We start from the raw sequence: 18,724 nt of genomic DNA, 5'->3' as shown, positions 1-18,724 counted from the left end.
CACCAGGGGAAACCTGCACGGTGATCGGCTGAAAGTTTCACGCCACGTTGTCGAACGAAGTGAAGACGTGTTGTAATGCGGCCACGCGAGTGCTGCCGGGCGGGCGGGTCGTGGCGGGTTCCTTCGTCATGCGAGCAAAGGAATCACCCATGAGAGTCTTCCGTTCGGCGGCCGTGGCGGTCGCCGCGGCCCTGGCTTTGATCACCGCGGCCTTGGTCGTCCCGGCCCAGGCGCACGGCGTCACCATGTTCCCCGGCAGTCGCACGTTCCTGTGCTGGCAGGACGGCCTGCGCGAGAACGGCGCCATCCAGCCCTACAACCCGGCCTGCGCGGCAGCCGTCGCGCAGAGCGGCACCACGCCGCTCTACAACTGGTTCGCGGTGCTGCGCTCCGACGCCGGGGGCCGGACCACCGGCTTCATCCCCGACGGCCAGATCTGCAGCGCCGGCACCGGCGGCCCGTACGACTTCACCGCCTACAACGCCGTGCGCAACGACTGGCCGCTGACGCACCTGACGTCGGGCGCCAGCATCACCATGCGGCACAGCAACTGGGCCGCGCACCCGGGCTCGTTCGTCTACTACGTCACCAAGAACGGCTGGAACCCGAACGCCCCGCTGAAGTGGTCCGACCTGGAGCAGTTCGGCAGCGTCAGCAACCCGCCGCAGTCGGGCGGGCCCGGCGGGCTCAGCTACTACTACTGGAACGTGCAGCTGCCCTCGGGCAAGAGCGGCCGGCACATGATCTTCGTCCACTGGATCAGGTCGGACAGCAACGAGAACTTCTACAGCTGCTCCGACGTCACCTTCGACGGCGGCAACGGCGAGGTCACCGGGGTCGGCCCCGGCGGCAGCACGTCCAGCCCCAGCCCCGACCCGACCATCACCCCGACCGACCCGCCGCCTCCCGGGGGCTGCACGGCCACGCTGCGCGCCACCGACACCGGCTGGGCCGGCCACTTCCAGGGTGAGGTGACCGTCCGCAACACCGGCACGACCGCGATCAACGGCTGGAAGGTCAACTGGACCTTCAGCGGCGGCCAGGGCTTCGAAGGCTCGCCCTGGAACGGCGTGCTGAGCGGCCAGCCGCCGTCGGTCGAGGTGAAGAACGCCTCCTACAACGGGCAGATCGCGCCGAACGGCTCCACCACGTTCGGCTTCAACGGCACGGGCAGCGTGCCGAGTCCCGTGCCCGCGCTGACCTGCACGCCCGCGTAGGTCATCGGGATGCTGGAAGACATGCGGAGGCCGCGGGCGCGGCGGGGACGGGTCATCGCCGTCACCGCCGTGGTCGTGGCCTCCGTCGCCGGGGCGGCGGTGGCGGCGAACCTGTGGCGGCCCGGGCTGCCGTCGCAGCTCAGGGAGCCGCTCGCCGCCCGGGTGACGGAGATCCTGGAGAAGTCGTCCCCGGCCGAGCACCACGAGCACGGCCACGAGTTCGGTGAGGACGCGGGGCGGGTCGTGTGCGCCGTCGAGCCGTTCGGCGTCGCGCCGGAGAACGCCGCCACCGTGTCCGAGGTGCGGTGGGTCTACGCCCGCCACATGTGCGCGATCACCGGCGCGGGCGCCGAGTGGGCGATGTCGGTGCGCGTGTCGGGCCCGCTGGCCGTGCGCCTGCACGACCCGGTCGAGGTACGGGTGCCGGAGCCCGGCGCCGGCTATCCGGAGCGGGTCAGGCTGGTCATCCCGCCGCGCCTGCACGAGGAGGCGTTCGCCGAGTTCGCCGATGACGAGGTGATCGAGGCGGCACGCCGGCGGTTCACCGAGGCGCGTTAGCGGGCAGGTCGAACGCGGCCGGCGAGAGGGGGAGGACTCTCCGGGCCGGCCGCGTTCACGCCATCCGGGCGGGATGGTGTCGTAGGGGCGGTTCACAGCAGGGGGACGGGCCTCACCTCCTCAGGGGCGTGGTACGGGGGTTCAGCCGGCGCAGGCGTAGCCGGAGGCCACGCTGGTCGAGCCGCTGGGCCGGCTGGCCTGGAAGCCGAACGAGGCCGGCAGCGAGGCGTTGTAGCCGAGGTTCCTGGCCGTCACCTTCTGTCCGTCGACCGTGACGGCGGCGTTCCAGGAGCCGACGATCGTGTGCCCGGCGGGCAGGGTGAACGTGACGGTCCAGCCGGAGCCGGTGCCGGTCACCGAAACGGGCGAGACCACGTACCCGTTGCCCCACTGGCTGCCGACGGTCGCGGTGACCTCGCAGTCGCCCTCGCCGCCGCCGGGGAGCGTGCTGAACGCGGTGGTGGGTGAGGGCGCCGACTGGTTGCCCGCCGCGTCCCTGGCCCGCACGTACACCGTGTAACCGGTGCCGGGGGTGAGCCCGGTCAGGCTGATCGACGGGGTGGCCGAGCTGCCGAGCAGGGCGCCGCCGCTGTCGTGGACGTCGTAGCGGGTGACGCCCACGTTGTCGGTGGAGGCGGTCCAGGTCAGCGTGGCGCCGGTGGTGGTGATGCCGGAGGCCGCCGGGGCGCCCGGGGCGGTGGGCGGGGTGGTGTCGTCCGGGCCGCCGCCGCCGTAGATCGCGGCCTCGCGGGCGGTGGCGGCGATGCCGTCGGCGCCGTTGAACAGCCGCTGGCCCCACGGGGTGAGCTGGTCGACGTCGAAGTTCGTCACCTGGTCGAGGTACTCGACGCCGCCGCCGTTGCCGCTCCACGACCAGCCGAGGTAGCCGAGGCCGCGGCTGACGGCCTGGGCCATGATCGTGTCCTCGTCGGGGTTGCCGTCGGAGTGGTTGTGCCCGAACTCGCCGACGACCAGCGGCAGCCCGGCGGTGCGGAAGGCGTCCATGTAGGAGGTGATCTCCGCTGCCGTGTCGAAGACGCCGTACATGTGGACGGAGAAGATCGTGTTCTTGTCCGGGTCGCTGTCGAAGACGGCCCGGGCGTTGTCGCGCATGGTGAACTGCCAGTCCTGGCCCCAGTTGGGGGCGTCCACCATGAGCGCGTGGTCGAAGCCGTTGGCGCGCAGCTTCTGGATGGCGGCCGTGGTGGCGGCGGCCCAGCCGGGGGTGACGGCGTTGTTGCCGACGGGCTCGTTGCCGATGTTGACGATGACGTAGTCTTCCTGGCCGGCCAGGGCGCTCTTGACGCTGATCCAGTAGTCGGCGGCGGCGTCGAGGGTGACGGCGCCGCTCTGCTCGCCGTAGCCCGTCGTGTCGTGATTTTCCAAGATGCAGATGAGTTTGTTCTGCTTGCACAGGGACACGACGTTGGCCACGTCGGCGACGCCGTTGGCGGTCCAGCGCCCGCCGCTGAGCACCACGCGGACGGCGTTGGCGCCGAGCGACTTGATGTCGGCGAACGCCCGGGTCTGCGAGGTGTACCAGGTGTGGGCGTGGCTGGTGCCACGGATGACGAACTCCTGGCCGCCCTTTTCGACGATCTTCGTGCCGCTGACGTGCAGGCCGGTCGCGGCGTGGGCGGGAGAGGCGATCAGGACGACGGGGAGGAGCAGGAGTGCCGCCAGCGCGGCGAGCCGGGATCTCATGTGGTGCCTTTCGCTGGGAGGTCCCGCCCCCCACCGGGGAGGGCGGGACCCGGGTTCTCAGGCGGTGGTGCAGGTGATCGGGTCAGGGGTCGCCCCGCTGCCCGACGCGATGAAGCCGAAGGAGGCGGTCCCGCCGGGAGCGAGCGCGCCGTTCCAGGCCTCGTTGCCGACGGTGAGCGTGCCGCCGGACTGGCTGTGCTTGCCGCCCCAGAGCTGGCTGACGGTGCCGGACTGCGCCCAGGAGACCGTCCAGCCGCCGATCGCCGACGTGCCGGCGTTCTTCACCGTCACCTCGGCCTGATAGCCGCCGCTCCAGGAGTTGACCAGCTTGTACGTCGCCGTGCAACCGCCGGTGGGCGGCGGCGTGTCGGTGGTGGCGAAGGACGTGCTCGCCGACGGCTCGGAGCTGTTGCCTGCGGCGTCCCTGGCCACCACGTGGACCGTGTACTCGGTGTCGGCGTCGAGCCCGGTCAGCTCGAAGGTCGTGCCCGGCGCGGTGCCCGCCTTCTCGCCGTCCAGGTAGACGTCGTAGCCGCTGACGCCGACGTTGTCGGTGGCCGCGGTCCACGACAGCCTGGCCGTGGAGCCGGTGATCGCGGAGACCGCCGGCTTGCCCGGGGCGCCGGGCGGGGTGTCGTCCTCCTCCTCGGGCCCCGGCGGGTTGCCCCAGATCTTGGTGGCGCCGCTGTAGAGCGTGATGTTGGAGGTACGGGCCGGCGTCGTGCCCGGCGTGGTCGGGATGCCCCGGTACGACCAGTCGTTGGCCGGGTCCCAGGTGCCCGCGCTGGCGATGCGGAACTGCACCTCACGGCGGTGCTGCGACTGCCCGGCGGGCGCGATGTCCTGCCCGGAGCAGTCGATGGCCGCATAGTAGGTGCTGCCGCCCGCCGCGTGCAGGGTCGGCGCCGCGCACTGGGTGTACGCCGACGACACCGTGATCTGCGACGCGGTGGTCGCCCCGTCGAGCGTGAAGTAGTAGCGGAACGACCCGTCGGACAGCACCCGGGCGGGCCAGCCCGACTGGTTGCGCACGATGGCCTTGATCTCGGTGAAGTTCGTGCCGGAGGCGTTGACCCCGGCCTCCACGAAGATCTCCGGCCCGTCGGGCGTCTCGGCGACCGGGAAGCCCGCCGCCGGCGCGCCGCCGTACTCCTTGTAGAGCCGGGCGAGCGCGCTGGTGAAGCCCGCGTTGTAGTCGGTGGCGACCTCGTTCATCACGTAGTCGTCCCGCTTGTCGGTGTAGGCGTCGTCCGGGTCAGGCGGCCCGCCGACGAGCGCGCCGTACAGCGTGTGACGGCTTTCCACAGGTGTGGATATCTGGTCCGTCCACGAGCCGTGCGCGGTCCGGTGGTGCGGCGCCTTCGGCGGGTTGGTGCCGAACCCGACCACGTACGAGGAGTTGCGCGGATTGTCGCCGAGCGCGTAGTTGATCTGCCGCACCGCGAAGTCGTGGTAACGGGCCTTGCGCGTGGCGTCGCTGATCGAGTCGCTGTGCACGAGCGCCGCGAACGCCGTGTTGGCCGCGTACCGCAGCGACCCCCACCGGTCCAGCACCGCCTGGCCGCCCGGCGAGTAGCGCACCTTCGAGCCGTTCACGCCGACCGTCCACCAGTCGAGCCAGCGGTTGGCGTCGTCGAGGTACTTCTGCTTGCCGGTCAGCTTGTGCAGCAGCACGTAGGCGCCGTAGGACTTGTCGTCCCAGGCGATGGTCCACTTGTACGACTTGATGGAGGTCTGGGGCTCGGTGCCGAGGCTGTCGTAGGTCGACTCGGCCTTGGTCAGGAAAGCCGGGTCGTCGGTGGCCCTGTACAGCCAGATCGCGCCCCAGACCAGCTCATCGGTGAACCCGCTCCAGGAGTTGTAGTAACCCTGGGCGTCGGTGATGCACTCGCTGTACTTCTTCCTGACCGTGTCGGCGAAGGAGTACAGCTGCTTGGCATGCGTCACCAGCTTGTCCGCGTACGCGGGGTCGGTCGGCCGGAAGACGATCGAGGAGGCGGCCATCGCCGCCGCCGTCTCGCCCGCCAGGTCCGACCCGCCGCACGACGCGTCGATCTTGTACGCCGGCCGGTCCATCGCCATGGCCTCGGCCGGGCCCCACCAGGCGTGGTCCCTGCCGCCGTGGCCGACCTGGCCGTAGAGCGTGTTGGGCGACGGGTGCGCCTTGACGAAGTAGTCGTTGACGAACCTGAGGTTGTTGAGCAGATGGGTGAGCTGGCCGGAGGCGGCGTAGGCGTCGCGGTACTCGACCGCGCCCCAGGCCAGCATGGTGGCGGAGAACGCCATCGGGAAGCCGAACTTCACGTGGTCGCCGGCGTCGTACCAGCCACCGGTGAGGTCCAGGCCGACGTCCGCGCCGTCGTCGAGGCCCGAGTCGCCGCGCCAGTTGACGCGGTTCCAGTCGGGCAGCTCGCCCGACTGCTGGGCCTCGTAGAACCAGAGCGACTTCTGCAGCGCCTCGCCGTAGGCGAATGCCGGGGCGGCGGAGGCGGGCGGCGCGGCGACGATCAGGGGCACGGCGAGGGCCGCCGCCGCGACGGCGGCGACCCTCTTCACGAGCGGGTTGTTCACGGGAAGAGCCGTCCGAACTCCGCCAGGGCGACGGCCACGTCGACCTGCGCCCAGAAGCGGTGGTAGTTGAACGTGGGAGCCGGCCCGGTGCCGTCCAGGTAGGCCTTGACCTCGGGCCAGTCGGGGTCGTTCTCGTAGAAGGACCTGATCGACAGGAACGTCGAGTCCGAGTTGATCGGGTCGCCGTTCGGCATCGTGCCGGTCCAGCCCGCGGGCACGTGGACCGGGTCGTCGATGCGCTGGTAGTCGGTCTTGGTCTCCTCGACCGAGACGCCCTTGTCGTCGCGGTTCTCCCACACGGCGTCGAGCAGCGCCTTGGCCGTGTCACGGGCCTCGGCGTGGTTCGCCCGGGCCGCGTAGTACATCAGCACCTTGGCGTAGGAGCCGGCCACGCCGACGTCCTGGGTGTGGTTGACGACCTCGACGTGCAGGTCGGGGTTGGCCGGCGGCATGCCGGACGTGGCGTTGAAGTTGCCCGCCGGCTGGCCGGTCCAGCGCAGCGTGGACGGGATCTGGTAGTCGCCGCCGGCGCCGACCGTGGTGTTGTCGAGCGCCCAGGCCACCCACTTGTCGAGCAGGGCCTTGGCGTCGGCGTTGCCGGTGACGTTGTACAGCTCGGCCACCCGCTCCATGGTCCACGCCTGGAAGCCGAACCACTGGTTCGACGGCGGGTCATGGTAGACCGGCTGCCAGTCGTAGGCCATGCCGTGGAACTTGGGCAGGTTCGCCGGAGGCGTGGCGTAGTGTCCGTTCCAGCTGTTGGTCGCGCCGCCGGCGATGGCGCCTTCGGCCGACTGCAGCCAGGTGTAGAACTGGAGCTGCCGGGTGAGGCTGGTGCTCCAGTCGGTGGCGCCGGTCGCGCTCTCCGGCCGCAGCTCGGCCACGTTCGACAGCGCCCAGGCCGCGAACGGGTTCTGATAGCCGGAGTGGTTGTGGCTGGAGCCGATCCGCCAGGCCCAGCCGGCGTTGGAGTCGGTCGCGCCGCCCCAGGCGTAGTACCAGGACAGCAGGTAGCTGGCGGAGTTCTTGCCGGTGCCGGCCGGGCACGACGGGCTGGTGCAGCCCGGCTGCTTGAAGTACTTGTCGTACATGGCGTAACGCAGGTAGTCGCCCATCTTGGCGGCCTTCTCCACGGTCGCGGAGATCTGGTCCGCCTTGCCCTGCGCCTTGGCCCAGGTCAGCGCCCAGTACGCCACCTGCACCGCGCGCGCGTCGGCGTCCGGGGCGTTGGTGTACTTCCACTGCTTGGCGTAGGAGGAGTCCTTGATGAACAGGTCCAGGTAGCCGTTGGTGCCGCCGTGCGCGAAGGTGTCGCAGGACGGCTGCGGGATCGTCTCGAAGACCGACTCCTCCGGGCCGCGCTGGTAGGTGTTGATGTAGGCGGGCTTGGTGGTGCCGTCGCCGCAGCGGCCGAAGCCGTAGGTGTTGTCCACGTCGAGCAGCCAGTGCATGCCGTAGACGTCACGGGTGCCGTACGCGGTCTGCAGCTCGTTGGCGATCGGGTCGGAGCCCACGCTGACGCCCTGGTCGATCTGCGACGGGTAGTTGCTGATCTCCAGGTGCTCGGCCGCGTACGTGGCCGGCTTGGCCGGGTTGTAGAAGGAGTTCGTCGGCTGGTCCCTGGTCGCCGGGATGATGTACGTCTCCATCGACTCCCAGGCGTCGTTGAACTTCGTCCAGTCGCCGGTCACCTGGCCGTAGACCGCCTCCAGCCACAGGTAGTAGCTGTAGGCCTCGGAGGTGGTCTCGTGCCCGTGGTCGGGCGCCTCGACCATGAACGTCTCCACCGAGTGGTACGGCACGCCCTCGGGCGAGAAGTAGCCGTTGGCGGGGTCGTGCAGGTCGTTGTACATCTCAGTGAAGCGCTGGATGTACTCGTTGTCGCCGCCGGGCAGGTCGTCGTCCGCCTCGGTGGCGGTGACGTCGACCGGGTCGTAGCCGGTGGCGCTCACCCTGAACACCGCGGTGCCGGCGGAGGTGTCGGCGTCGTCGGCGGCCGACAGCGTGACGGTCTGGGCGGTGTTCCAGTTGGCCGTGGTGAAGGTGCGGCCGGCCCCGGCGCTGACGGTCAGGTCGGCGTCACCGCTGGCCCGCGCGGTGTTCACGGTCACGCTCGCGGCCGGCTGGCGCGAGAGCTTGACGGAGAACGTGGCGGTGCCGGTCTCCGGTACGGCCACGGACTGCGGGCTCACGACGAGCGCCGGCGTGCTGTCGGAGCCGACGGCGATGCCGACGGGCGCGGAGTTCGTGGTGGCGCCGTCGTTGTCGGTGGCCCTGGCGGTGATCGAATAGCTGCCGGCGGCCACGTTCTGCCAGTTGTAGGTGTAGGGCGCGCTGGTGTCGGTGCCCAGCAGGGTGGAGCCCTGGTAGAAGTCGACCTTGGAGACCGTGCCGTCGGAGTCGGCGGCGGTCGCCGCGATCGGCACGGTGGCCGGGGCGGTGAACGTCTGGCCGGCCGTGGGCGAGGTCAGGGAGACCGTGGGCGCCTCGTTGTCGTCCTCGCCGCCGCAGGTGGTGCCGTTGATCGCGAACGAGGTGGGGGCCGGGTTGCTGCCGGTCCAGGAGCCGTTGAAGCCGATGGAGGTGCTGGCCCCGGTGGCGAGGGCGCCGTTCCACGGCATGTTCTTGGCGGTCACCCGGGTGCCCGACTGGCTCCAGGTGGCGCTCCAGCCCTGGTCGTACTTCTGTCCCGTGGTCGGGAAGTCGAAGGTCAGCGTCCAGTTCGTGAGCGGGTCGCCGAGGTTCTTGATGGCCACGCTGGCGGTGAAGCCGCCCTGGTTCGAGCCGCTGTTCCACTGGTTGGCGGTGTAAGTCACCTCGCAGGCGACGGCCGCGCTGGCGGGGGTCTGGGCGAGCACCGTGGTGGTGCTCGCCACCAGGACCAGCGCCGCGGCCGCGGATAACCGCCTGGCCAGGCGCGTGAGGAAGGGGCGGGGTCTGTGACTCACGGTTTCTCCATGGGAGTAGGGGGGTGGGAGCGCTCCCATGCCGCATTGTGCGCTTCGGCGAGGAGGAGATGTCAACGAAATGGCGTCCGGGTGACGGCCGGATTTCCTCTCACCTGCCTGCGTGGCATGAAAGTTTCACGGTGCTTGCCTGGCATCGCGCGAGCGTGTGGCCCGCCGGGGCCTCGGCGGGCCACCGGTCGCTGTACACATTTATGAATGGCCGCCCACTATGGGAGCGCTCCCACTCACCACAGGAGATGATGATCCGTGAAACTCCTACGCGGCCTTCGGAGATGGGCCGTCACCGCGACAGCCACCTGTGTCGCGGCCGCCGGTCTCGTCGCCGGGCAGACGACCGCCGCCCACGCCGCGGTCTCCTGCGACGTCGTGTACACCCCCAACTCGTGGACATCCAGCCCTGGTCAGGGAGGTTTCACCGCGAACCTCACGCTGAAGAACCTGGGCGACCCCCTCAACGGCTGGACGCTGGCCTTCGACTTCCCCACCACCACCCAGAAGTACACCCCCAGCGGGTGGGGCGCGGAGATTAGCCAGTCGGGCACCCGGGTCACCGCCAAGAACATGCCGTGGAACGGCGCCCTCGCCACCGGGGCCAGCACCACCATCGGCTTCAACGGCACCTGGTCCGGCACCAACCCCAACCCGACCACGTTCACCGTGAACGGCACCACCTGCGGCGGCCCCGGCGGTGAGACCCCCGCGGTCGTCACCTCCGCCAGCTCCGTCGCCGTCAACGAGGGCGGCACCGCCACCTTCACCGCCAAGCTGTCAGCCGCCCCCTCCTCGAACGTGACCGTCAGCACCTCGCGGACCAGCGGCGACGCCGACCTGAGCGTCACCTCCGGCGCCTCGCTCACCTTCACCCCGTCGAACTGGAACACCGCGCAGACGGTCACCCTGGCCGCCGCGCAGGACGCCGACACGACGGCGGGCACCGCGGTCTTCACAGTCGGCGGCACCGGCGTCACCTCGACCACGGTCAACGCCACCGAGGTCGACGACGACAGCACCCAGGAGCAGTCGCTCATCGTCACCCCGACGTCCGTGACCGTCCCCGAGGGCGCCACCGGCGCCTACACCGTCCGCCTGGCCACCCAGCCGTCCTCCGGCGTCACCGTCACCACGACGGCCGGCAGCGGCGACGCCGACCTCACCGTGAGCTCCGGCGCCTCCCTGTCGTTCAGCACGGCCAACTGGAACACGCCGCAGACCGTGACCCTGGCCGCCGCCCAGGACTCCGACGAGGTCAACGGCACCCGGACGTTCACCGTCGCCTCCACCGGCCTGACCTCCCGCACGGTCACCGCCACCGAGGCCGACGACGACGGCGACACCACCCCCGTCCACGTCGAGAACCCGTACGCCGGAGCCACCGGCTACGTCAACCCGAGCTGGTCGACGAAGGCCGCCGCCGAGCCGGGCGGCGCCGCCATCGCCAACACCTCGACCGCCGTGTGGATGGACCGCATCGCCGCCATCGAGGGCCCCGGCGACGCCCTGGGCCTGCGTGAGCACATGGACGAGGCCGTGCGGCAGGACGCCGCCAACGGCGCCACGCCGCTGACCATCCAGGTCGTCGTCTACAACCTGCCCAACCGCGACTGCTCCGCCCTGGCCTCCAACGGCGAGCTCCGCATCTCCGAGAACGGCTTCAACCGCTACAAGGCCGAGTACATCGACCCGATCGCCGACATCCTCGACGACCCGCAGTACGCCAACCTGCGCATCGTCACGATCATCGAGCCCGACTCGCTGCCCAACCTGGTGACCAACATCAACACCTTCGCCGACTGCCGCGAGGCCAACGGCCCCGGCGGCTACGTCGACGGCGTCCGCTACGCGCTCGACAAGCTGCACGCGATCACCAACGTCTACACCTACGTCGACGCCGCCCACCACGCCTGGCTCGGCTGGGACTCGAACTTCCAGCCGTCGGTCGACCTGTTCCATCGCACCGTCACCGGCACCGCGGCGGGCGTGGACAGCGTGGACGGCTTCATCGTCAACACCGCCAACTACTCCGCGCTCAAGGAGCCGCACTTCACCATCAACACGACGGTGAACGGCACCACGGTCCGCCAGTCCAAGTGGGTCGACTGGAACTACTACGTCGACGAGCACACCTTCGCCACCGCCCTGCGCAACGCCCTGATCGCCAAGGGCTTCCGCTCCGGGCTCGGCATGCTCGTCGACACCTCGCGCAACGGCTGGGGCGGCAGCGCCCGCCCGTCCGGCCCGAGCACCGCGACCAACGTGGACACCTTCGTCAACGAGTCGCGCGTCGACCGCCGCCTGCACGCCGGCAACTGGTGCAACCAGAGCGGCGCGGGCATCGGGATGCGGCCGACGGCCAACCCCGAGCCGGGCTTCGACGCCTACGTGTGGATCAAGCCTCCGGGCGAGTCGGACGGCTCCAGCAAGGAGATCCCGAACACCGAGGGCAAGAGGTTCGACCGGATGTGCGACCCGACCTACACCGGCAACGACCTCAACGGTCACAACATGTCCGGCGCGCTCGCTGACGCGCCGATCTCCGGCCAGTGGTTCTCGGCCCAGTTCCGCCAGCTCGTGCAGAACGCCTACCCGCCGCTGTCCTAACCCCTGATCACAGGGCCCAGGCCGCCGGATCAACCCCCGGCCTGGGCCCTGTAACCATGTGTCAGCCCCTGCTGCGCCACTCCGACACGATCCGCTCGACGTCGTACGGGACGAGGTTGTGCGGCGGGCCGGACAGCCCGGTCCTGATGGCCTCGCGGATCCGGTCGTTGATCTCGTTGACGATCAGCCGGACCTCCCCCTCGGACCTGGCCTCGGCGGCGGCCGCGAGCGCCTGTTCGGCGTCCTTGCGCAGTTGCAGGCTCGGCGGGAGCGGCATCGACAGCCCCTCGCTCTCCAGCTTCTGCTTGATCCACCAGTGCTCGTCGTACGGCTTGTCGGCCCCGGGGAGCGGCTTGCCGGCGCCCGGCAGGTCGTCGAACTCGCCGCGTTCCTGGGCTTCCCTGATCTGCCGGTCCACCCAGCTCTCGAACTGCATCCCGCCCGGCTTGCGCTCGGTCACCCCTGGTCCCTTCTCCCTACGCGAGGTTGTGGTGCGGGGCGGCGGGCGGCCGCCAGCCCAGCATCGCCTCAGTCATCCGCACGGACGCCACGGTCGCGGGCACGTCGTGCACCCGGACGATCCGCGCCCCGCGCAGGATCGCCATCACGTTGGCGGCGATGGTGCCCTCGGTCCGCTCCCCCTGCGGGCGGCCGATGCTCTCCCCGATGAAGTCCTTGTTGGACAGCGCCACCAGCAGCGGGTAGCCGACGGCGGCGACCTCGTCCAGCCGGCGCATCAGCTCCAGCGAGTGGTAGGTGTTCTTGTTGAGGTCGTGGCCCGGGTCGATGACGATGCGGTCGGGGGCGATCCCCGCCGCCAGCGCGGCCTCCACCCGCTCGCGCAGGTAGGCGGTGACGTCGGTGACGATGTCGGCGTAGTCGGGCCTGAACACCCGGCGCCCCGGCCCGCCCAGGCTGTGGGTGACGACCACGGTGACGCCGGTGCGGGCGGCGACCTCGGCGATGCCGGGCTCGCGCAGCCCGTTGGTGTCGTTGAGCACGTCGGCGCCCGCGGCGATCGCGGCCTCGGCGACGGCCGCGCGGTGGGTGTCGACGCTGATCACCGCGTCGGTGACGCGCCGCACCTCGGAGATCACCGGCACGACGCGGTCGATCTCCTCCTCGACGCCGATCTCGGCCTGGGCGGCGCTGAAGGCGAACCCGCCGATGTCGACCCAGTCGGCGCCCTGCTCGACCGCTCGCGACGCCGCCTCGACGGCCCGTTCGAGGGCGAAGGTCCGACCCTGGTCGTGGAAGGAGTTGGGGGTGCGGTTGACGATCGCCATGATCGCCACCTGTCGCCGGAAGTCGAACTCGCGCCGCCCGATCCGCCGCACCGGGTGGGACATCTCGGGCGGGGCAGTGCTCACTCCACCGGTCACGACACCATCCCCTTACGAGCTCGGGCCACCTGCTTGGCAGCCTACCTTCCGGGGAGGCCGGGCTTCCGGCCGTGTCGGGCGGTGAAATGTCAGGCGGTGAAGCGCATGCGGTGGCTGTCGGTGCCGACGCGGATGCGCCTCATCCGGGGGCGGGACGCGCACGGGCGCCGGGGCAGGCGCATGGCGAGATCGACGACGGTTCCGCAGGGACCGGTGTGGAAGTCGGCGTCGTCGCACAGCCGTTTGATCAGGAAGATGCCGCGGCCGGTGCCAGAGGTGTCGGGCGGGCGGTGACGGCCCTCGACGTAGCCGTTGGGGATGCCGGAGCCCCGGTCCGCGGTCTGGGCGCGCAGGACGCCGTCGGCCGTCCACAGTCTGAGCGTGCCGTGCCCGCCGGCGTGCGTCACGACGTTGATGACGCTCTCGTGAACGGCGAGGACGAAGTCCTCAAGCCTCGGGCCGGCCAGTCCGGCCCCTGATGCGTGCCGGGCGACGGCCTGCCGGATTCCGGTGACCTCCCGGCGGCTGATGGGCTGGGTCATGAGCGTGCGCATGGCAGCAGCTTCCTAGCGACGTTCCTCGTCATCGGCGGGCCGCGCTTCTGGACCTCACAAGGCTCCCCACTGCCCTGACAGCCGGGCTTCACACCTTCGACCGCCCGCCGATCCCGGTGGCGAACTCACGCAGCCGCCTCGGCGCGCTGTCGGGGGCGAGCGGCGCGGTGTCCATGCCGGCGCCGTCGTGCAGGCCCTCCAGCAGCGCCTTGATCGCGTCGGGCGCCGAGTGCCTGGGCGTCCAGCCGAGCACGTGGCGGGCGCGGTCCACGTTCATCAGCGGGATGCGCAGCGCCAGCTCCAGCAGGCCGGGCGCGGCGGGGATGAGCCGCAGGTGCCAGCCGGCGGCGACGGCGGCCCGCGCGACCCCGGCCGGGATCGGCACGGTCCTGGCGCCGAGCAGCTCGGCGAGCTCGGCCGGGCCGAGCACCGGCTCGGCGGCCAGGTTGAACGCGCCGGTGACGGGCTTGGTGACGGCCAGGCGGTAGGCCTCGGCGGCGTCGTCGGCGTGCAGGATCTGCATCTTGAGCCCGGGGATGTCGGGCACGAACGGGATCCGGCCCGCCCTGACCAGCCTGCGCGGCAGCAGCGGCCCGGCGAACAGCCTGCGCTGCTCGGTCGCCGCCTGCCGCTGGAAGATGAAGCCCGGCCGCATCCGCACCACCCGGACGCCCGGGTTGTCGTGCTCGAACACGTCCAGCACCCGCTCCACGTACGCCTTCTCGCGCCCGTACGCGGCCCCCGGGTAGCCGTGGGTGGGCCAGGTCTCGTCGACCCGCACCTCCTTCGGGCCGGGCGAGTACGCGCCGACGGATGAGGCGTGGACCAGCGCGGGCACGCCCGCCTGGGCGACGGCCTGGAAGACCCGCATGCTGCCGAGCACGTTGGCCCGCCAGGTCGCGGTGGCGTCGCGGGTCGGCTGGAACAGCCAGGCCAGGTGCACGACCGCGGCGGCGCCGTCGAAGATCTGCGCGAGATCGCTGGTGACGACGTCCGCCTTGACCCATTCGGTGCGGCCGGGACGCCAGCCGGGCAGCCTGCGGGCGACGCCGACGATGGACGTCACGCTCTCGTCGGCTTCCAGGGCCCGGATCACGCTCGTGCCGACGTTGCCCGTCGCACCCACCACCACGACTCTCATGGCGCACCGCCTGCCCCGTCAGAAAGGGACGAAACGCGCTGGTCAGGGTTCGATCAGCACCTTGATCGCGCCGTCCCGCTTCTTCTGGAACATCTCGTACGCCTCCGGCGCCCGCTGCAACGGGACCCGGTGCGTGGCCAGGTCCATCACGCCGAGCGGATCGGCGTCGTCGGTGACCAGCGGCATCAGCGCGCCGACCCACCGCCTGACGTGCGCCTGGCCCATCCGCAGCGAGATGCCCTTGTCGAACATGCGCAGCATCGGCATCGGGTCGGTCATACCGCCGTAGACGCCGATGACGGAGATCACGCCGCCGCGCCGTACGGTGTCGATGGCCTGGTTGAGTGCGGCGAGGCGGTCCACGCCCGCGTGGCTCATGAGCTGGGCGGCCAGCGCGTCGGGCAGCGCGCCCGTCATCGTCTGGGCCAGCTTGGCGGCGGGCGAGCCGTGCGCCTCCATGCCGACGGCGTCGATCACCGAGTCGGTGCCGCGCCCCCGAGGTGAGCTGCCTGACCGCCTCCGGCACGTCGGTGGTCTCGCTCGCGTCGACGACCTCGACGCCGTGTCGGCGGGCCATCTCCAGCCGCTCGGGCACGCCGTCGACGCCGATGACCCGGTGGCCGAGGTGGCGGGCGATGCGGGCGCACATCTGGCCGATGGGGCCGAGCCCGAAGACCGTGAGGCTGCCCCCGTCGGGCAGGTGCGCGTACTGGACGGCCTGCCAGGCGGTGGGCAGCACGTCCGACAGGTAGACGAACCGCTCGTCGGGCGGCCCGTTCGGCACCTTGATCGGGCCGAACTGGGCCTGCGGCACCCGCAGGTACTCGGCCTGGCCGCCCGGCACCTGGCCGTACAGCTTGGTGTAGCCGAACAGCGCGGCGCCCATGCCGTGCTCGCGGACCTGGGTGGTCTCGCACTGGGCGTACAGCTCCATGCCGCACATGTGGCAGTGGCCGCAGGAGATGTTGAACGGGATCACCACCCGGTCGCCCGGCCTGAGCGTGGTGACCTGCGAGCCGACCTCCTCGACGATGCCCATCGGCTCGTGGCCGAGGATGTCGCCCTGGGTCATGAACGGCCCGAGCACCTCGTACAGGTGCAGGTCGGAGCCGCACAGGCCGGTCGTGGTGACCTTGATGACGGCGTCGTTCGGTTCCTTGATCTGCGGGTCGGGGACGTCCTCGACCCGGACGTCGCGCTTGCCGTGCCAGGTGACGGCCTTCATGGCAACTCCTCAGGATCGGCTTCACGAGCCGCATACCCCCACAAAGCACCCCTAGGCCGGGGAGCGCGAATCGCCTCCAGGTGTCATGACAAACCCTCGGACCAGGCGTTCTTCAGTCCGGAAAAACTCCATCCGGTAAACATGCTTTACACCCTCCGTATTCGGTGAGTAACTACTGGTAGCGAACGGTAGACAGAAGGAGCCCGGCACCATGACGGTGAGCTTCACCCCCAACTTGCTGGGGCCGCGGATCGACGACCGCCTGATCGGCTTCCTCGACGAGTGGCAGGCGCCGGTCTCGGACCCGGACGTGGTGGCGGCCTACCGGTTGCTCGTCGAGTTCATCCTGGGCGGCGGCAAGCGCATCCGCCCGCAGCTGTGCTACTGGGGGTGGCGGGGAGCCGGCGGCGACGACTGCGACGAGATCATCAGCGCGGCGGCCGCCCTTGAGCTGTGCCACGCGGGCCTGCTCATCCACGACGACATCATGGACGGCAGCGATCTGCGCCGCGGCCAGGCCACGGTCCACCGCAGCCTGGCCCGGCTGCACTCCGGGCCCGGCGCCGAGGCGTTCGGCCGGGCGGGCGGCATCCTGCTCGGCACGCTCAGCCTCGCCTGGTCCGACACGCTGCTGTCGTCGTGCGGGGTGGAGCCCGTCCGGCTGCGGGCGGCCCACCACCTGTTCGACACGATGCGCACCGAGGTCATCAGCGGCCAGTATCTGGACATCCTCGCCCAGCTCCGGGCCGGCGTCAGCGTCGAGCAGGCGCTGACCACGATCCGCTACAAGACGGCCAAGTACACCGTGGAGCGGCCGCTGCAGATCGGCGGCGCGCTCGCCGGGGCCGAGGCCGGTCTGCTGCGCGCCTACTCGGAGTTCGGGGTGCCGCTGGGCGAGGCGTTCCAGCTGCGTGACGACGTGCTCGGCATGTTCGGCTCGTCGGGCGAGACCGGCAAGTCGGCGCTCGACGACCTGCGCGAGGGCAAGCAGACCGTCCTCTACGCGCACGCCGTCCAGCGGGCCACGCCCGCCCAGCTCGCCTACCTGCGCGCCTGGCACGGCAACCCCGACCTGACCGAGGAGCACGCCGCCGAGGTGTGCCAGATCATGACCGACACCGGCGCGCTCGCCGAGGTCGAGTCGATGATCGACGATCGGGTCCGCACCGCGGTCCGCGTCCTCGACGCCACGGCCATCGAGGCCGAGGCCCGCGTCGCGCTCACCGTCCTGGCAGCCGAGCTGGCGCACCGCGACAGCTAGACCGGCCCCGGGCACGGCGGGCGCTTCGTGCTGCCCACTGACGGTCACCGACCGTAACTGAACTTTCCTCTCAGTAACGTCCAACCTTCTCCTGATTGGTGGAGCACGTGACAGAAACGACAGAATCGACCGCACCGGTCAACGGCAACGGGCACCAGCTCAGCCTGAGCACCGACGCCGCGCGCAACCTGGCGACGACCACCAAGACCGCGCCCCAGATGCAGGAGATCACCTCCCGGTGGCTGCTCAAGCTGCTGCCCTGGGTGCAGACCTCCGGTGGCGTCTACCGGGTCAACCGCCGCCTGACCTACACGCTGGGCGACGGCCGCATCACCTTCAGCACCACCGGCTCGGAGGTCCGGGTCGTCCCCGCCGAACTGTCCGAACTGCCCATGCTGCGCGGCTACGACGACATCGAGGTCCTCGAAGCGCTCGCCTACCGCTTCGCCCAGCGGGAGGTCGAGCCCGGCGAGGAGATCGTGCGTGAGGACGAGCCGGTCGACCAGCTCGTGCTCATCGCGCACGGACGTGTCGGCAAGGAGGCCCAGGGCGCCTACGGCGACACGCAGAACCTGGGCGTGCTCGCCGACGGCGACTACCTCGGCGAGCAGTTGCTGTCCGGCGGCGGCCAATGGGAGTTCTCCGCCAAGGCGAAGACCGCCACCACCGTGCTGACGCTGTCGCGGGAGGACTTCCAGCAACTGCTGGACCGCTCGCCAAGCCTGCGCGAGCACCTGGAGGCGTGGCAGGCGGCCAGCGATCGGGCCAGCAACGACTACGGCGAGGCCGCGATCGACATGTCGTCCGGGCACAGCGGCGAGCCCGTGCTGCCCGGCACGTTCGTCGACTACGAGCTGAGCCCGCGTGAATACGAGCTGAGCGTCGCCCAGACCGTCCTGCGCGTGCACAGCCGGGTCTCCGACCTCTACAACCAGCCGATGAACCAGCTCGACCAGCAGCTCAGGCTGACCGTCGAGGCGCTGCGCGAGCGTCAGGAGGACGAGCTGATCAACAACCGCGAGTTCGGCCTGCTGCACAACGCCGACTTCAGCCAGCGGGTGCGCACCCGCACCGGCCCGCCCACCCCCGACGACATGGACGACCTGCTGGCGAAGGTGTGGAAGGAGCCGGCGTTCTTCCTGGCCCACCCGCAGACCATCGCCGCCTTCGGCCGGGAGTGCAGCAAGCGCGGCCTCTACCCGCAGTCGAGCGAGGTCAACGGCCACCGGGTGCCCGCCTGGCGGGGCGTGCCGATCTTCCCGTGCAACAAGATCCCGGTCTCCGGCCGGCGCACCAGCTCCGTGCTGCTCATGCGCACCGGCCAGGAGAACCAGGGCGTGGTCGGCCTGCACCAGACCGGCATCCCCGACGAGTACCAGCCGAGCCTGTCGGTCAGGTTCATGAACATCAACGAGAAGGCCGTCGTGTCCTACCTGGTCAGCGCCTACTACTCGGTCGCCGTCCTGGTGCCCGACGCGCTGGCCGTGCTGGAGGACGTCGAGATCGGGCGCGAGGACTAACAGAGCATTTCCGGCCAGGGATTG

Annotated in this window: 12 protein-coding genes and 1 pseudogene; 5 read left to right on the top strand and 8 right to left on the bottom strand. The window is 70.6% G+C overall.

What is annotated here, in order from left to right:
* Positions 1–149 precede the first annotated feature (149 nt).
* Together AB0G11_RS01325 and AB0G11_RS01320 are read left to right on the top strand one after the other, a co-directional pair.
* Complete coding sequence (locus tag AB0G11_RS01325) at positions 150–1,217, top strand: lytic polysaccharide monooxygenase (RefSeq protein ID WP_219501549.1); 1,068 nt, start codon at positions 150–152, stop codon at positions 1,215–1,217.
* Between the two features lie 21 nt (positions 1,218–1,238).
* Entirely contained in the window at positions 1,239–1,775 is a 537-nt protein-coding gene (locus AB0G11_RS01320) for a hypothetical protein (protein WP_219501532.1), read from the top strand.
* 141 nt (positions 1,776–1,916) lie between these two features.
* Here the strand turns inward: AB0G11_RS01320 and AB0G11_RS01315 are convergent, their stop codons facing one another.
* Genes AB0G11_RS01315 through AB0G11_RS01305 form a run of 3 tightly spaced genes read right to left on the bottom strand, consistent with a single transcriptional unit; the run spans position 1,917 to position 8,998 of the window.
* Positions 1,917–3,479 (bottom strand): cellulase family glycosylhydrolase, encoded by a 1,563-nt coding sequence (locus tag AB0G11_RS01315; protein WP_357583161.1) that lies wholly within the window; start codon positions 3,477–3,479, stop codon positions 1,917–1,919.
* 57 nt (positions 3,480–3,536) lie between these two features.
* Positions 3,537–6,035, bottom strand: coding sequence for a glycoside hydrolase family 9 protein (locus AB0G11_RS01310; protein ID WP_357583159.1), 2,499 nt, complete (start codon positions 6,033–6,035; stop codon positions 3,537–3,539).
* 11 nt (positions 6,036–6,046) lie between these two features.
* A complete protein-coding gene (locus AB0G11_RS01305) occupies positions 6,047–8,998 on the bottom strand; it encodes a glycoside hydrolase family 48 protein (protein WP_357583157.1) in 2,952 nt (983 codons plus the stop codon).
* Between the two features lie 267 nt (positions 8,999–9,265).
* Between AB0G11_RS01305 and AB0G11_RS01300 the strand changes: the two genes are divergently transcribed.
* The gene (locus tag AB0G11_RS01300) at positions 9,266–11,617 is read left to right on the top strand and encodes a glycoside hydrolase family 6 protein (RefSeq protein WP_357583155.1); all 2,352 of its coding nucleotides are present in this window, start codon (positions 9,266–9,268) and stop codon (positions 11,615–11,617) included.
* Between the two features lie 61 nt (positions 11,618–11,678).
* Here AB0G11_RS01300 and AB0G11_RS01295 read toward each other — a convergent pair whose 3' ends face one another.
* The 5 genes and pseudogenes from AB0G11_RS01295 to AB0G11_RS01275 form a co-directional block, all read right to left on the bottom strand.
* Positions 11,679–12,077, bottom strand: a complete 399-nt coding sequence (locus AB0G11_RS01295; protein ID WP_357583153.1) for a DUF1992 domain-containing protein — start codon at positions 12,075–12,077, stop codon at positions 11,679–11,681.
* Between the two features lie 16 nt (positions 12,078–12,093).
* The gene (folP, locus tag AB0G11_RS01290; RefSeq protein ID WP_357583151.1) at positions 12,094–12,999 is read right to left on the bottom strand and encodes a dihydropteroate synthase; all 906 of its coding nucleotides are present in this window, start codon (positions 12,997–12,999) and stop codon (positions 12,094–12,096) included.
* Between the two features lie 89 nt (positions 13,000–13,088).
* Positions 13,089–13,553 (bottom strand): ATP-binding protein, encoded by a 465-nt coding sequence (locus AB0G11_RS01285; RefSeq protein ID WP_219501523.1) that lies wholly within the window; start codon positions 13,551–13,553, stop codon positions 13,089–13,091.
* 88 nt (positions 13,554–13,641) lie between these two features.
* Entirely contained in the window at positions 13,642–14,694 is a 1,053-nt protein-coding gene (locus AB0G11_RS01280) for an NAD-dependent epimerase/dehydratase family protein (protein WP_219501521.1), read from the bottom strand.
* 42 nt (positions 14,695–14,736) lie between these two features.
* A pseudogene (locus tag AB0G11_RS01275) lies at positions 14,737–15,919 on the bottom strand (zinc-dependent alcohol dehydrogenase).
* Between the two features lie 211 nt (positions 15,920–16,130).
* Between AB0G11_RS01275 and AB0G11_RS01270 the strand changes: the two are divergent.
* Positions 16,131–17,180, top strand: a complete 1,050-nt coding sequence (locus AB0G11_RS01270) for a polyprenyl synthetase family protein (protein WP_219501518.1) — start codon at positions 16,131–16,133, stop codon at positions 17,178–17,180.
* A gap of 107 nt (positions 17,181–17,287) precedes the next feature.
* Positions 17,288–18,700 (top strand): family 2B encapsulin nanocompartment shell protein, encoded by a 1,413-nt coding sequence (locus AB0G11_RS01265; RefSeq protein WP_219501516.1) that lies wholly within the window; start codon positions 17,288–17,290, stop codon positions 18,698–18,700.
* Positions 18,701–18,724 lie beyond the last annotated feature (24 nt).

The organism is Nonomuraea sp. NPDC023979 (assembly GCF_040639085.1).
Classification (GTDB): domain Bacteria; phylum Actinomycetota; class Actinomycetes; order Streptosporangiales; family Streptosporangiaceae; genus Nonomuraea; species Nonomuraea ceibae.
This window is presented reverse-complemented; position numbering and strand designations above follow the sequence as displayed.

Excerpts from the sequence above, each read along its gene's own strand:
- AB0G11_RS01325 (WP_219501549.1), top strand. The coding sequence starts at position 150 with ATGAGAGTCTTCCGTTCGGCGGCCGTGGCGGTCGCCGCGGCCCTGGCT.
- AB0G11_RS01320 (WP_219501532.1), top strand. The coding sequence starts at position 1,239 with ATGCGGAGGCCGCGGGCGCGGCGGGGACGGGTCATCGCCGTCACCGCC.
- AB0G11_RS01315 (WP_357583161.1), bottom strand. The coding sequence starts at position 3,479 with ATGAGATCCCGGCTCGCCGCGCTGGCGGCACTCCTGCTCCTCCCCGTC.
- AB0G11_RS01285 (WP_219501523.1), bottom strand. The coding sequence starts at position 13,553 with ATGCGCACGCTCATGACCCAGCCCATCAGCCGCCGGGAGGTCACCGGA.
- AB0G11_RS01280 (WP_219501521.1), bottom strand. The coding sequence starts at position 14,694 with ATGAGAGTCGTGGTGGTGGGTGCGACGGGCAACGTCGGCACGAGCGTG.
- AB0G11_RS01270 (WP_219501518.1), top strand. The coding sequence starts at position 16,131 with ATGACGGTGAGCTTCACCCCCAACTTGCTGGGGCCGCGGATCGACGAC.